Source organism: Paenibacillus sp. FSL F4-0087, from assembly GCF_038020215.1.
Classification (GTDB): Bacteria; Bacillota; Bacilli; order Paenibacillales; family Paenibacillaceae; genus Paenibacillus; species Paenibacillus taichungensis.
Genome location: NZ_JBBODJ010000001.1, coordinates 3,470,615 through 3,485,752 on the forward strand (window position 1 = coordinate 3,470,615; position 15,138 = coordinate 3,485,752).

Consider the following 15,138-nt stretch of genomic DNA (forward strand, 5'->3'; position numbering starts at 1 on the left):
TCCTCTTGCAGTAAAGCGTCTATAATAAAGTTATATAATGGAATTTAACTTTTTGGAGGTTTCAAGTGAAAAATAAATTGAAGAAAGTCATAATCGCGAGTACCGTGCTTGGTTTGGCTCAAACTGCTTGGATTAACAATTTTTCTATGGTTCAAGCAGCAACACCTAGTAACACAACCCAAACACAAAAAGTTGTCAAAACGTTATCTAATGTCCCGGCTGTCAAGCTATCATCCAAAAGCAGTGTTAGACTTACAGATGTTAACGTTCTTACTCAAGATGAAGGCAAGTTGATTACGTACACCCTCACATATACTAACAATGAGAAAAAAAGCTTGCAGTTAGTCGATTACTGGACAAAGGTTAGAAGTAAAGGTGGTACAAGTTATACTTCCAAATTGCTGACGCAAGATGCAGAGAAAAAGAGTGTTGCTGCTGGCTCTACTTTATCCGTTACATATGTGACGACTGTCGGAAAAAACGTACAGCTCAGCAATCTGAATTTCGAAATTGTAAAATGGGACTTCAGCAAGCCAAATTATGAAAGCATTCTGGGGAAAATCAATATTCCTGCCTCGTACACGGTGGCTACCCCAGTGAATACAGTCAAAAAGGTACGGATTAATGATATTCCAGTAAAAATAAAAGTTCAGGGTTTACAGACATTCTCTGCCTCAGACACATCCAATTATGCAAGTGTGAAAATTAATCTGCATAACGTTGGCTATAAGGGATTGGAAAATCCGAATGTGAAGTGGGTTCTGAGAACAAAAGGTGGTAGCAGCTATCCACTTACTCTGAATTCGAACGATACAACGTACAGCTTACAGCCTCAAGAGTCCAAAAGCATAAACTATATAACAACTGTTCCCAAGAAGGTAAAGCTGGATGGGGCTGAGCTTATTATGGTTCAAGAAAATGAAGCTGAGAAATCGGTTATTCCACTCGCGACCATGCAAACGCCAAAATCAACTTCGCTGCAAAATACAGAAATTAAGGTTGGAAAGGTCCACACAATAACGCTCGACGACAATAAAGGCAAGATGGCTACTAGTGTGGGAGACGTCAGTGTAAGTCAGACTCATGGCAATAATTACTATACCGTTAACTTCAAATTTAAAAACACAGGTTCACGGGAAGTTTCAGTGCCTAAATATGAATTCTCTGTTCAAAACAAAAAAGGGAATGATTATCTATTATCTACCAAGGCACTGGATAATTTAAAGTTGAAACCGGATGAAGAGCGGTTAGTACGTCTGACATTTAGTTTGCCTTACGATGAAGCAGATGGAACACTGAAATTGGTTATGAATACACCAAAAGCTGAGGGTGCAGAGGGTACGGAAAGCAAAGAGATTAAATTCTCCTATCCTGCCGGAACATACATCCTGCCCAAAGCCAACTCCATGCAGCAGTCCATTGGTACAGAGAGCACACTTCAGATTGAGAATGGAACATTGGGTGTAACATGGAATTCTGTTCAGCGTCTTCCTTGGGATAACGCCGATGTCCTGTCAGCAAGAGTAACTTTACGCAATATATCTACGAATACAATTAAGCTTCCTGAGCTAAAAGGGATGTTATCAATAGATTCGGCAGATATACCAAATACTCAGCTACTCGTAAGTCAAAATTCTGCTTTATTGGGACCAGGGATGTCGGTCGATATACATTTATTAACTTCGCTTCCTACCAATTTGGATGTAGCTCAATTACAAGTTGCATTGTCTGAAGTAGTAGGTGAAAATTCATCTGAATTGATTAGACTTACACACATTGGACAGCTCCCGCAGGTTCCTCAAGTAGAGTTGGGAACTAACTATGCATTGAATACACCTGGGAAGAAATCTGAACTCCAAGTGAAAAGAACACTGATCTATCCAGGAACGTCTTCCGATATTGTTTACACGGAGCTTCAGGTGAAAAACATTGAGGATCGGCAAATTGATCTAGCCAAATTAACAGGATACTACGAATCCAAAAATGGTGAGTATTACAAAACAACAGTTAAACAGATTGATTATCCAGCAGGGCCTGGTGATTCTGCATTAGTAACTATGTGGTCCAAGATTCCCAGGAAAACGGTTGTCTCCGATATGAGGTTATTGATTGGTGAGACTGTGAGTGGGGAGAACACAGGGAAAGAGGCTACTGGTACTGGCGCGGGATATGTTGATGCAGCTTCATTCGAGCTTAAACCTGATCAGGAGTCCACATCAAGCACAATTAAAAATCTTGCAATCTATCCTTACTCGCTTCAAACGAGAGACTTTAAAGCTTCTCTTAGTGGTGGATCAACGGTGAACCTCTCATGGAATTATGATGCTGCACGAAATAATGAGTTGAACTTGCCAGAAAGTGAGCACAAACTTATTGTGCAAGTGATTGAACCTACTGGAAAAGTATTCGATAAAGAGATTGTATTGGACAAAGATTTGAAAGAAGGTAACAACCAATTTTTGAATTGGACGATTCAAGATGTTGTTTTTGAAGATCGACGTAGTGGTGCTTATAGCATTGCTATATATGATGAGTTCCAGGGTCAACGGATCAAGCTGGCAACACAGGCAATGGGTTTTGTTCCAGCTGTCGGAAATCTACCAAGTGCAGAATGAGTCATAGATTAAGCATCGTTGTGAAATCTTTCTATTAAAGATATGATAGAGAATGACGACAATTATATATTTAGATTATCTTTATAGAAAGGAAGGTATACTAATTAATGAAACCTTATATGAAAGTATCCCTGGCTGCGTTGGCGATTGGTGTTGGCGTGTGGGTTGGGTCTGTATACAGCAATACGGCAATTGGTGCAGGTACAAGCCAACCGGGAACAGCAGATGATCCGGTAGTGACGAAGAGTTATGTGGATCAGCAAATACAAAAGGCTTTGGGTGGAAGCACGAACACAGGGTCTGGAAGTACATCAGGTAGTAACAGCGGATCTACAGGAACGGGCAGCACGGGTGGAGATACAACGCTTCCTCCATTGGTCTCTGGAGCCTCTGATGCCGTTGAGATTGTGACCGTGAAGCCAGGTCAACAGCTGATCGGTGCATCTGGCGCGGAGTTCATCGTGCGTAGCGGTAAAGCTGTGATCGTCAGTGAAGGTACGAATGGTGTAGCTGATCTGACGGACGGGGTTGATTTGACGAATGGTCAGACAGCACCGACTAATCACTTGCTCTCTTTTCCAAGAGATGGACGGGGTATAACGGTATTGGATGGTAACAAGTACAGCTTGACTGTAATGGTACGTGGTGGATATTCTCTGAAATAGGATGAGCACTTGTCAGACTTTTTATTCATTTCATTTGTTCAGATTAACCAGTTCTAACAAACATTAATACGGCTAGCCAGCCCTGTTCCTGCTCACTCTATATAACTGTACACAACCAATAATCGGAGGTGCAGGAATCATGGCTAGAAGCAACCGCAAAGTGGTACCCGAAAGTCGTCAGATGTTGGATCAGATGAAGTATGAAATTGCCGCTGAGTTTGGTCTGAATGTGGGATATGGTGGTAGAGGTCTTGCTGGTGCAGATACCGAATTTGGTTCTGAACTGGGTGAGGTGAGTGATCACTCTTATGGGCAATATAAAGGCTGGGGCCATCTGACTTCTCGTGAGAATGGATCGGTCGGTGGAGAGATTACAAAAAGGCTGATTCGCCAGGCACAGCAGCACTTATAGGGTGTTTTCCTTATCCCAATCCGTTTGACACGTCTTGACAAATACGTTAAGATGGCAGTTGAGGTACGCAACCTTTTCCGCTAGGGAAAGGTTGATTTTTTGTTGAGGCCATTACCTGAAAAATCCTTATCTTCGTAACTGCGGACCCTGCGTCCTTATTCCGCCCGGAAAGCTTTCGAGGGTACAGTGAACGAATCAACGTAAATGTTTTGTTCGGGCAATCGCCATACTACTCGTTATGGGAGGTTGAAACTTCAATGTCTATTAAAGGCCGACATCTATTCACATCGGAGTCTGTAACTGAAGGACATCCGGATAAAATTTGCGATCAGATCTCGGACGCCGTGTTGGACGCGTTCCTGGCGAATGATCCAAACGCTCGTGTAGCGTGCGAAGTTTCCGTAGCTACAGGCCTTGTGCTTGTCATCGGTGAGATCAGTTCAGCTTCTGAATACGTGGACATTCCGTCCATCGTTCGTAATACGATTAAGGAAATTGGGTACACTCGTGCCAAGTTTGGTTTCGATTATAATACTTGTGCAGTCCTAACTTCTCTGAATGAGCAGTCTGCTGACATCGCACAAGGCGTTAACGCAGCTCTGGAGAACCGTGACCCGGAACAAATGGCTCGCGAGACAGAGAACATTGGTGCTGGTGACCAAGGTCTGATGTTTGGTTTTGCAACGAATGAAACACCTGAACTCATGCCTTTGCCAATTGCATTATCCCACCGTATCGCTCGCCGTTTGGCTGAAGTGCGTAAAAACGGTACATTGGAATATCTTCGTCCGGATGGTAAAACTCAAGTAACGATTGAATACGACGGTGACAAACCGGTACGTGTTGATACAATCGTCGTGTCTACTCAGCATGCTGAAGAGACTCTACTTGCGCAGATCCAAAAAGACATCAAAGAACACGTAATTCTGCCTGTCGTTCCAGCTGAATTGCTGGATGAGCAGACTAAATATTTCATCAACCCAACTGGACGTTTCGTTATTGGCGGACCTCAAGGAGATGCAGGTCTGACTGGACGTAAAATTATCGTAGATACCTACGGCGGTTATGCACGTCACGGCGGTGGCGCGTTCTCCGGTAAAGATCCAACAAAAGTAGACCGTTCCGCAGCTTATGCAGCTCGTTATGTTGCGAAAAACCTCATTGCTGCAGGTCTTGCCGACAAAGTGGAAATCCAGCTCGCTTACGCGATTGGTGTAGCCAACCCGGTATCGATCAACGTGGATACATACGGAACAGGCAAAGTCAGCGAAGAGAAATTGGTAGAGCTTGTGCGTAACAACTTCGATCTTCGTCCGGCTGGTATTATCCGTATGCTGGATCTGCGTCGCCCAATCTACAGACAAACGGCTGCTTATGGTCACTTCGGTCGTACAGATCTGGATGTACCTTGGGAACAAGTGGACAAAGCAGACGTTTTGAAAGAGCAAGCAGGTCTTTAAATTAAACGTAACAGTCATAAATAGAAGCCCTTGGTTCCGATAAGGAATCAGGGCTTTTTTACATACATAAGTAATTGGGTCATAAGGAGGATTTACCGAACTAATTAATATTCCTTTTATTCCCTTTTGTCTAAATAAAATGTCTGTTGTAACCGACATACATAATGAGGTCTGTACATTAGACAGGAGAAGAAATATAAGTTGAGGGGGACGAATCGGTGAGTTTAAAACGAATGGCCAAGAAGAGTATAATTGGGCTTTTAATCGTAATATTAACCGCCCAAGGTTGGCTGATGGGCCTGCTTGGAGTGGAAAACACTGCTTATGCTGCAGTTGACTTAACTACGCTGGGGGTCGCGGCAACGTTACCTGTAGCAGGAGAGAAGAATGTGAACGGAGCAGCCCCATTGGAGATCGAATTTGATCAGCCCATTCGAAAAGCAACGGGGACTACTAGTGGATACATATCTATAAAACGTATGGCTGATGATTCCGAGGTTATTCCACCTATCTTAGTGGATGCTGCAGAATCAAGTAATGTTAGTATTACACCAGATAATTCCAGTGTTCCGGATGTGGGGAAGAAAGTGACGATTAATCACACACCTCTACCAGGTGGGACATATTATATTCAAATCGACAAAAATGCATTTGTTTACACCGATGAGAATAATACAGCTTTCAATGGACTGAACAAAGAGTGGACGTTCCATACACAAGGTGTAGGCACAGCATCCTTGGTAGAGAAGGTTCCAGCGAATGCAGCAATGCAGGTATCGCCTTCATCTAATATAACCATGACATTTGATAAAAAGGTTTTTGCAGGTGCTGGGAAATTGCAGATTTTTCAAGGGACTACTTTATTTGAAGAGATACCCGTGAATGCAGGTTCTCCACGCATTACTGGTTTGGGGACGACTACCATTGTGATTGATCCAGAGAAAAACTGGAATAGTAGCAGCACATATTATGTTGTCATGCCAGAAGGCCTTTTAAGGGATGAACTGGGGAACGACACAAGAGGAATAACCGGAACCGAGTGGGGGTTTGGCGTAATCTCGGATCCTACTGCTCTCACCGTATCATCTATTTCTCCAACGAACGGTACTACGAATGCGCCTTTGACGGGAGAACTAACGGTTACTTTTAATAAAGAGCTTGATACCAATTATCCAGGCAATGCGACGTTGAGAAAGGCCAATGGCGGAACTGTAGCCGTAACAACGACTATTAACAATTCAAACAATAGACAGCTGCGAATTGTTCCGCAGAGTACACTGGAAAGCAATACGAATTATTATGTGGATATCCCTGCAAATGTGTTCCGGGACAAAGCAGGTAATCTCTTTACGGGATTGACTGGAACCAGTTCTTGGGGCTTTAAGACGCTAAGCAGAGATACTACGGCACCAGTCCTCAAAACAGTCAAGATGTATAGCAACAATACGATTCGACTTACTTATGATGAAAGTCTGTTCAGCGCTAATCCGGCTTACAGCAGCTTTACGGTAACAGTAAATGGGGAAGCACGTAATGTTAGCACTGCTTATGTATCGGGAGATACCGTGTATGTTGTACTCGATACAGGTGTAGCCGTAGGGCAGGTTGTCCGGATCGGATATACGCCTGGACTACGTCCAATACAGGATACTTCCATGAACCCGGCTGCTTCGTTTGCAGCACGAGATGTGGAAAATACACTTGACTCTGTCATGTCCAAACCACGGGAAGGTACTGTATATTACAGTACAATTAATCTATACTACCCAGAGACGGTATATATCAATTCCAGTGATGCTGTGTCACAATTCAGTGTGACTGCAAACCAGTCTTCGGTAGGGATCAACAGTATATCCTTAACTAATAGTTCAATGGTTACATTGAATCTCAGTCGTGTCATCACGGATGGAGAAGTGGTGCGTGTCTCGTATGCACCAGGCTCTTCCCCTGTGAAAGATAGTCGTGGACAAGCACTTGCTGGGTTTAGCGGATTCTATGTTCGTAATAGCATCGATACCAAGGCGCCTGAATTCCAGAGTGCCGAAGTGAGTGGCTCTAAGCTATGGATACGTTATAACGAACCACTTAGAACAACCAACAAACCGTTAAAAAGCCAGTATTCTGTCCTTGTAGACGGAAAACCATTATTTGTGAATGATACAGATATTGAAGATGATACAGTCACGTTGACTTTGGCTTCAGCTGTAGGGACGAACCAGAATGTAACACTTTCATATGTACCTGGTGCATTGCGTTTGACGGACCTAAACGGTAATCCAGCTGGTTATATCAACTTAACACCAGTAAGCTACACAGCGGGTAATGGTATGGTGAAATCAGCTACATTGCAAGGGGACACCGTAACTATTACCTTCAGGGAATCTCTGCAGTCACAGACCCTGCTTACCCCTTCTCAATTCGGTGTACAGTTGGGAGGCTCACAGGTAAGTGTGGTTTCTGCTACATCGTCTGGAACGACGTTAACTCTGAAGTTAGCCAGTTCAGCAACAAGTGGACAAACGGGAACCATAAGTTACTCACCGGGAGTGATACCGTTACGTACACTTCAGAACGTAATTGTTGAGGCTTTTGGACCTTTGTCATTGAGCCAAACTCAAAGTACGGGATCAACCACCAACACTGGTAGTTTGAGTGGCAACCTGCCATCATGGTTAACCGTATCGGATACATCCGCTTTTAACCAGTCCATGTATGTCATGAGCACGGATGCAGCGACGACATCTTCTGCCCAGTCGCGCAATAGTCGCTCTACTCGTCAGTTTAATGTGGATGCTAGCAAGTTGAATCAGGCATTCCAATATGCAAACTTAAGCAATAATTCAAGTCGCATGATTGTATTTGAAGTTCCGTCAACGGAATCTGCAGCCTATGTAGGCTTCCCGATTGATACACTTACGGAGATAGCAACACGTGAACGCTTTGCATTTATTGGTGTTAAATATGGTGACCGTCTATGGTCTGTACCTTTATCGGATCTGAGTCCATCTAATATTGGGCAAAGTATAAATGCAACTTCAGGGTCAGGTACATCTTATTTGTATGTTCAATTGGAATCTGTACCAATAACCATGTCCAGTACGATGGACGGCATGCTGGCTTCAGCAGGGGCGCAAAGAGTTTCCGACATTACCGATGTGTACCTTTCAGCCTACAACGGTTATAGCGGACAGCGAGCAGAGCAAAAAATCAAAAGCCAATTAGCTCTTAGATTACCTTCAACGACATCAGGAGCAAATACAGGGTTAGTATATATTGATCAAGGAACCTCTTCACTTGCCAATATTCCTCACATGTTTACTAATGCATTGGGAGCAGTCATGGTAAGAGGACAATTAAGTGGTAACCAGACTGTAGTGGCTGCATCACACCCAGTCGTCTATCGCGATACGATGTCTCACTGGGCGAAAGATGTCATCAGCGAATTGTCTGCAAAGTGGATTATCAACGGACAGAATGGAACGCTGTACGTACCGGAACAAAAGATCACACGTGCAGAATTTTCCACCTTGGTCGCTAAAGGGCTTGGTTTACCCGGTGACTACTCCAGTGTGCAGCAGTTTAAAGATGTACGTTATGGAGATCCAACCGGTGCTTATATCGGAGCAGCTGCTAAAGCCGGAATCATCACAGGCAATACAGATGGCACCTTCAGACCGGATAGCCTGATTACTCGCGAACAGATGGCCATAATGATGGTTCGGGCACTGGACTATGCGAAGCAACCGACAGTGTTAAATACGTCTGCCGCTTCAACATTGTCCAAGTTCAAGGATAGTAATCGGATTCAATCCAAGGAATTGGTTGCCAAGGCAGTTCAGGAAGGTATCATCCAGGGGATGACTACCCAAACCTTTGTACCAACAGGCAGTGCAACTCGTGCACAAGCGGCAGTTATGCTGAAGCGTGTATTGAATAAGTTGAACTACCTTTAATTTTTAAATCAGATCTAAACGAAGAGGAAACCTATCAGAAAACTAACTGATAGGTTTCCTCTTTTTGAACATGTGGAGGTGAATAAAAGCATTTTATGAAAGGCAATGTAGCATCCTGTCTGATTTGAGAAAATATTATGGAGATAGATCCCAGGTCTGGAGATGTAATACCGAGCGTGGGCTCTTTTTTTACCATGAATAACCTCAATGTTGGCTCGAGGCGTAACTTTTTCCACGAAAAGCAGTCTATTAATAGAAGAGTATACTAGAAATCTCGCTATCTGCTGCCACGTGGCAGAGATCGTGATATCTAAGATTGATATACAAGATGGGAGAGACGTTTCAAACATGCTGGGGAAACAAGGGAAACGGCTGAACGACGTTAAGGGTAGCAAGGCGAAGAAATGGGCGATTGTGACGCTGGCAGGCGTGATCTGGATTGCACCGGTTCTGGGAGCGGGACAACAGGTGTGGTCGGGAAGTTCATGGCAGTCGGTGGCTGCAGCAGCCTCTACAACAACAAGCAAACTGAGTGAAGAAATTCTGACTTCGGGTGCGAAGTTAATGAAATACAATTATACAACAACACGTTCCGGCTCAAAGGTGAACGTACTGGCAGATGTCATTCAAGTGGATTTGCAAAATCCCTATGTGAAGCTGGATGTCATGACAGGCAAGGGTGGCAATCTGAACAGTAAACAAAGCACGGGTGGCATGGCTAAGGAAAACGGAGCAGTAGCCGCCGTGAACGGCGATTATTTTAATGTATCCGGGGAACTCGCTCCGATTGGTGGACAGGTCTCTGACGGGGTCCTCGTATCTACTCCATCAGAGCTGTCAGGGATGTATGCCCTCACCGTAACCAAAGACGGCAAGCCGATGATTGATGAATATTCATTCGATGGCACCGTGAAGGCAGATGATGGTTCAACGTTTGCTTTGCGTGGGATAAATAAAGAGGACTACACGGTCGAATCAAGCTCGGTGAAATACAGTCACGCCAATTCGATGTATATTTATACACCGGCTTGGACGTCCACGAAACGGCCGAATGATCCTTCCACAACACCAACTGAGGTACTTGTGCAGAACGGTGTGATCACCCAAATTTCGGATAAAAAAGCGTTAAACATGACGGTGCCGGCAGATGGGTATATTTTGCGTGCGCATGGAACGGCAGCGACATGGATTATGACTCACCTGGCGGTAGGACAGACGCTGAATGCAGATTACAAGCTGAAAGCCAAAACGACGGGGGAGACCGTTGATCCAAGCAACCTACAGATGATGATCGGTGGACATACCATTCTGGTGAATGGTGGCAAGGCGGCTACGTTTTCCCGTGATATTGCTGCTTCCGGTATCGGCGGCATTCGTGCGAGAACGGCAGTTGGCTACTCTCAAGATGGTCGTTATGTCTACATTATTGCAGCGGAGAAAAACAGTAACAGCAGCGGTTTGTCGCTGACTGAACTGCAATCCTTCATGACCAGCATTGGTGTATGGAAAGGCATGAATCTGGACGGAGGCGGCTCCACAACGATGGTAACTCGTCCGCTTGGCGAGGAGACAGCAGGGCTTACGTTCAACACGGAGTACGGTACAGAGCAGCGTCAGGTTGTAAACACGCTGGGCGTGTTCTCTACGGCTCCAGAAGGTAAGCTGAAAGGCTTTGCCGTGAGTGGCAGTCAAACGTTGCTGGTAGGGCAAGAGGGCAAGTATACAGCCAAAGGATATGACACTTACTATAACCCAATTGCGACAGGCGATATCAAGATGACATGGAAATCGAGCAACAACGGCATCGTGAGTGTAAGCAATGGAACGATCAAAGGTGTGAAACCAGGTACAGCGACGCTGACTGCAACAAGCAATGGAGCTTCATCTTCCATTAAAGTTACCGTGTTGGGCGGAAGTGAACTGGCTTCGCTGACAGCAGGATCTGGCTTGGGATCGCTCCAAGCGGGTACAACGATTTCCATTCCAGTAACGGCGAAGACCAAAGACGGACAAAGTGTGACAGTTCCGGCGGATTCGCTGACATGGGAGTTTATTGGATTCAAAGGTAAAGTGGTTGCAGACCAATTAACCGTATCCTCTGTGAACTCCGGCGCTCAAGTTGGCTATGCGATCGGTCGTTATGACGGCTACAGCACGGTGGTTGTGCTCTCCGCTGCGGCAAGTGAAACAATATGGGAGAACTTCGAGAATGTAAGCTACCCGATCAACTTCACGACCAATGCATCAGGTGTAACTGGATCGGCTTCCGTGACAGCGGGAACAGGTGAAAAAGCTGGCTCCAAGGTGCTGCAGCTGAACTATGACATGACCGCAGGAATAGGGAAAATGTATGCTTATGCCCAATTGAACGGTTCCACTGGCAAAGAAGTATCTGCAACTGCGACATCCATGTCAATGGATGTTATGGGAGATAAGAGCCTCAACTGGTTGCGCGCCGAATTTACGGATGCCAGTGGCAAAACGGTATATGCCGATCTCGCAAAGGCAATTGATTGGGATGGGTGGAAAAAGCTCAATGTGGATCTGAATGGGCTGAACATTGCTTATCCGGCGAAGCTGAAACGGGTTTATGTGGTGAATGTGGAAGAAGGTCAGGATGAGCGTGCGAAGACGGGCACGGTTGCTTTTGACAATATTGCTTTCACCATGCCATCCAAATCCAGTGAAGTGGGCTTGCCTACAGGAACTGCTTCATTAGTGCTTGGACAGAAATCCATGACCGTAAACGGAACGAAAAAGGCAATTGATGCTGCGCCAGTACTGAAAAATGGTACAACATATGTCCCAATCAAGCATGTATTGGATGCTTTTGGTGGGCAGGCGAGCTGGGATAGCAAAAATCAACGGATTACCGTTGTACGTGGTGGCAAGCTAATTGATCTGGTTGTAGGCCAGAAAGAATTCATTATCAATGGCAAAAGACAAAGTGCAACAGTAGCACCTTACGTATCTGGTGGTAGGACTTTAGTCCCTCTTAGACTCGTTTCGGAGCAGCTTGGACTGACTGTAAAATGGGAACAGAACACGAAGACCGTTACCATCTCATCGTGATATGGTATGATATATACCGGAAACGATAGAAATGGAGTCGAACAAACGTGGATTTACAAGCCGATGCCATAGACCGCGTCATAAAAAACGCCATACAAGTCATGGAAAACAGTAAATATCAAATGTTTGAGATTATGGACTCGACTCGGAATGAGCTAAAAACGCTGAACGAGGAATTGAAGTCGGTTTTGAAAGAGACGGCGGAAACGATCGAGAAAGTAGATCAATTGGAGCTGAACTACCGCCGCTCTCGAATCCGGCTAACTGAGGTTAGCCGCGACTTCGTCCGTTATTCCGAGCATGATATCAAGCAGGCGTATGAGAAAGCGACGCAGTTACAGCTGGATCTGATGATTTACCGTGAGAAGGAAATGTATCTGAAAGCCCGTCGGGATGATCTGCAGAAGCGTGCCAAAAATGTGGAAGCTTCCGTGGAGCGCGCCGAGACGATCGGTTCCCAGATGGGGGTTGTACTGGAGTATCTGTCGGGTGAGCTGGGTCAAGTGACCCGCATCATTGAATCCGCCAAAAATCGACAAATGATTGGTTTGAAAATAATTTTGGCCCAGGAAGAAGAGCGGAAACGTATTGCCCGTGAGATCCATGACGGACCTGCGCAGATGCTCGCAAATCTAGTACTTAGGACGGAAATTGTAGAAAGAATGCTCATAAAGCAGGATTTTAAGATGGTCCAGGCCGAAATAGTAGATTTGAAAGGCCAGGTTCGTTCGAGTCTTGGAGAAATGAGAAAAGTTATTTTCAATTTGCGTCCTATGGCACTGGATGACCTGGGATTGATTCCAACGCTTCGGAAGTACGTGCAGGATTTTGAAGAAAAAACAAAAATCCGCTCGCTTTTTGAAACGAGAGGTAAGGAACACCGTTTATCTTCGGCAATGGAGGCTGCGATCTACCGCCTCGTGCAGGAAGGTCTGTCCAATGCTGCAAAGCATGCTTATCCCACTTATGTTGTAGTGGAAATTACATACCAGGCTCAGCTCGTTAAGATTGTCGTGCAGGACAATGGGCTTGGGTTCAAACCGGAGCTTCTTGCGAAGAAGAGCAAGGATCATACCCACTTCGGTCTGATTGGGATGAGAGAGCGGGTTGAACTGTTAGAAGGAAGAATTGAGATCGAGTCCGCGGAAAATCAAGGAACCAAAATAGTGATTCATATCCCGACAAACGTGGATAAGGGAAAGGAGTAGCAGGATGGAAAACCGTGATACTGGAAAGACATCAATTAAAGTTCTTTTGGCTGATGATCATCAGCTGTTCCGTGAAGGTCTGAAACGCATTTTAAATATGGAGGACGACATTGAGGTCATCGGCGAATGCGGCGATGGGATTCAGGTGCTCGAATTCTGTAATCAGGATAAACCGGACATCGTCTTGATGGACATCAACATGCCTGTGGAAAACGGGGTTGAAGCGACGGAGAAATTGCGTGAGCTGTTCCCGGATGTCAAAGTCATTATCTTGTCTATTCATGATGATGAGAGTTATGTGTTCGAGACGCTGCGTAAAGGTGCTAATGGCTACCTGCTGAAAGATATGGAGGCCGAGTCCCTGATCAATGCGATTCGTTCTGTTCATGAAGGGCATGCATTCATCCACCCTAAAGTAACTGGCAAACTGATCATGCAGTTGCGTCGTATGACGTACCTTAATGAGACAGGGGCAATGAGCGAAGGAGCTTCGAAGGAAGCAGGCGTTAAATTTGTCGCTGGCGATAATAATCCGCTTACTCGTCGTGAGGCTGAAGTATTGCGTCTGATGGCTGAAGGTAAGAGCAATAAAATGATTGGTGAGTTCCTGTTCATCAGTGAGAAAACAGTAAAAAACCATGTCAGCAGTATTCTGCAGAAGATGGAAGTGGACGATCGTACACAAGCGGTTATCAACTCGATCAAATATGGTTGGGTTACCCTCTAATATACGATTGTATTTAGATGCAGTTTGATTATAGCAATTATAGGATTCTGTTTACTCGCGCCCATTCCAGAATGTTGGACTGGTTAGCGGGTTAATGGACTTTATTACTGCAAATGAGCAAAGTATGAAGTTAGGCGAACTTATGTTCAAGCTTCGGCATGAATGAGTGAACGACCTGGCCTGTCTTCTTCGTCCGGTGTCGATCAGAATGGAATATGCGCTTTAGGATTTGCAAGTGTAACCCTTCGGGGAATGCAGCATATACTGCTGTATACAGGGATGTTCGCCATGGGTGAGCATGACCTTCCGAGGAGGTGCAGTTGCCATGGTTGCTCATCTGACTATGATTCTGCTCATATACTTCCTGGCGGCAATGGCCGTTCATGCCATGCACCAGCGCCATCTTTCCCGTCCGGACCCCGAGGGCTACGAGCAGATTATGCTCATTCCTTCCAATCAGGAGCAGCGGATAGAAGGCATTGTAAGAGCGCTTTGCCGGGAATTATTTTACCGTGGAAAGAGCTTCACATTGACGGTTGTCGCTGATCGTACGGAAGCCGAAACGGTTCGTATTATTGAGAAGCTTATGCTTAGGCAAGGAATGGAGTTATCCTACTTGTCCGCTGTCCCTACTGATATGGAACAGTGGAATCAAACCGGGAGTCATTCTATTCGCCTTATCGATTTGCGTGAGCCAAAGCAGTAGATGCTTTTTTGCAACAGTTGGGTCCATTAATCGTGCAAGCTGCTGAGACAGACTGGCTAAAGCGTGTCATCAGTCAGAATGCACTTTCAATGAAGTCATGCCAGCTTGCCAAAATAAGCGTGAATTTCATCATGTTTAAGGTTAAAGATTACAGCTTATGCTGTAGTCTTTTTTTGTCATTGTAGCCAAGCTTGCTGTTAAATTAAATATGGGTTTTTATGCAATCTATGGTTATTGTCCCTGTTGGAGCCTTGTGGGAATCGCAGCAAGAACCTTTTTGAAATCAGAACTCTTAAGTTAAAAGTATAGACGAAGCAGAT

Annotated in this window: 9 protein-coding genes; all 9 read left to right on the forward strand. The window is 45.0% G+C overall.

The genetic code is table 11. The features are described from left to right. Positions 1–65: 65 nt before the first annotated feature. The 9 genes from MHB84_RS15970 to MHB84_RS16010 all read left to right on the forward strand — a co-directional run bounded on the left by MHB84_RS15970 (position 66) and on the right by MHB84_RS16010 (position 14,818). The gene (locus tag MHB84_RS15970; RefSeq protein ID WP_076287607.1) at positions 66–2,615 is read left to right on the forward strand and encodes a DUF4352 domain-containing protein; all 2,550 of its coding nucleotides are present in this window, start codon (positions 66–68) and stop codon (positions 2,613–2,615) included. A 107-nt stretch (positions 2,616–2,722) separates the two neighbouring features. Next, a complete protein-coding gene (locus tag MHB84_RS15975) occupies positions 2,723–3,280 on the forward strand; it encodes a hypothetical protein (RefSeq protein WP_076287608.1) in 558 nt (185 codons plus the stop codon). Between the two features lie 139 nt (positions 3,281–3,419). Then, positions 3,420–3,692: an alpha/beta-type small acid-soluble spore protein gene (locus MHB84_RS15980; RefSeq protein WP_053782866.1), complete on the forward strand. Its 273-nt coding sequence runs from the start codon at positions 3,420–3,422 to the stop codon at positions 3,690–3,692. A 257-nt stretch (positions 3,693–3,949) separates the two neighbouring features. Continuing rightward, the gene (metK, locus tag MHB84_RS15985; RefSeq protein WP_063567744.1) at positions 3,950–5,152 is read left to right on the forward strand and encodes a methionine adenosyltransferase; all 1,203 of its coding nucleotides are present in this window, start codon (positions 3,950–3,952) and stop codon (positions 5,150–5,152) included. 218 nt (positions 5,153–5,370) lie between these two features. After that, the gene (locus tag MHB84_RS15990; protein ID WP_076287609.1) at positions 5,371–9,105 is read left to right on the forward strand and encodes a SwmB domain-containing protein; all 3,735 of its coding nucleotides are present in this window, start codon (positions 5,371–5,373) and stop codon (positions 9,103–9,105) included. A 348-nt stretch (positions 9,106–9,453) separates the two neighbouring features. Continuing rightward, positions 9,454–12,177, forward strand: coding sequence for a stalk domain-containing protein (locus tag MHB84_RS15995; protein WP_076287610.1), 2,724 nt, complete (start codon positions 9,454–9,456; stop codon positions 12,175–12,177). Positions 12,178–12,224: 47 nt separating this feature from the next. Then, the gene (locus MHB84_RS16000; RefSeq protein WP_024631628.1) at positions 12,225–13,385 is read left to right on the forward strand and encodes a sensor histidine kinase; all 1,161 of its coding nucleotides are present in this window, start codon (positions 12,225–12,227) and stop codon (positions 13,383–13,385) included. A 4-nt stretch (positions 13,386–13,389) separates the two neighbouring features. Beyond that, entirely contained in the window at positions 13,390–14,112 is a 723-nt protein-coding gene (locus MHB84_RS16005) for a response regulator transcription factor (protein WP_063567747.1), read from the forward strand. 325 nt (positions 14,113–14,437) lie between these two features. Then, complete coding sequence (locus tag MHB84_RS16010) at positions 14,438–14,818, forward strand: hypothetical protein (RefSeq protein WP_076287611.1); 381 nt, start codon at positions 14,438–14,440, stop codon at positions 14,816–14,818. Positions 14,819–15,138 lie beyond the last annotated feature (320 nt).

Coding starts and splice junctions, on each gene's coding strand:
- MHB84_RS16005 (WP_063567747.1), top strand. CDS start 13,390: ATGGAAAACCGTGATACTGGAAAGACATCAATTAAAGTTCTTTTGGCT.
- MHB84_RS15980 (WP_053782866.1), top strand. CDS start 3,420: ATGGCTAGAAGCAACCGCAAAGTGGTACCCGAAAGTCGTCAGATGTTG.
- MHB84_RS16010 (WP_076287611.1), top strand. CDS start 14,438: ATGGTTGCTCATCTGACTATGATTCTGCTCATATACTTCCTGGCGGCA.
- MHB84_RS15975 (WP_076287608.1), top strand. CDS start 2,723: ATGAAACCTTATATGAAAGTATCCCTGGCTGCGTTGGCGATTGGTGTT.
- metK (WP_063567744.1), top strand. CDS start 3,950: ATGTCTATTAAAGGCCGACATCTATTCACATCGGAGTCTGTAACTGAA.
- MHB84_RS15995 (WP_076287610.1), top strand. CDS start 9,454: ATGCTGGGGAAACAAGGGAAACGGCTGAACGACGTTAAGGGTAGCAAG.